We start from the raw sequence: 299 nt of genomic DNA, 5'->3' as shown, positions 1-299 counted from the left end.
GCCGCCGGCAACACCAACCTCTCCCAGAGAACCGAGGAACAGGCCTCCTCCCTCGAAGAGACCGCCTCCTCCATGGAAGAGCTCACCTCCACCGTCAAACAGAACGCCGACAACGCACGACAGGCCAACCAGCTCGCCCACGGCGCCAGTGATGTCGCCACCAAGGGCGGCGACAAGGTCCGCGAGGTCGTCGTCACCATGGGGGCCATCACCGAGTCCTCCAGAAAGATCGCCGACATCATCCAGGTCATCGACGGCATCGCCTTCCAGACCAACATCCTCGCCCTCAACGCCGCCGT

1 protein-coding gene is annotated in these 299 nt (G+C 64.2%); it reads left to right on the top strand.

Annotated features, from left to right (window positions below; genetic code table 11):
- A partial coding sequence (locus G8346_RS00270) for a methyl-accepting chemotaxis protein (RefSeq protein WP_240901206.1) occupies window positions 1-299 on the top strand: 299 nt, incomplete at both ends.

Source organism: Thioalkalivibrio sp. XN279 (assembly GCF_011089885.1).
In the GTDB taxonomy this organism is placed as follows: Bacteria; Pseudomonadota; Gammaproteobacteria; order Steroidobacterales; family XN24; genus XN24.
Note: the sequence above shows the minus strand (reverse complement) of the source record. Positions and strands in the feature narration are given on the sequence as shown.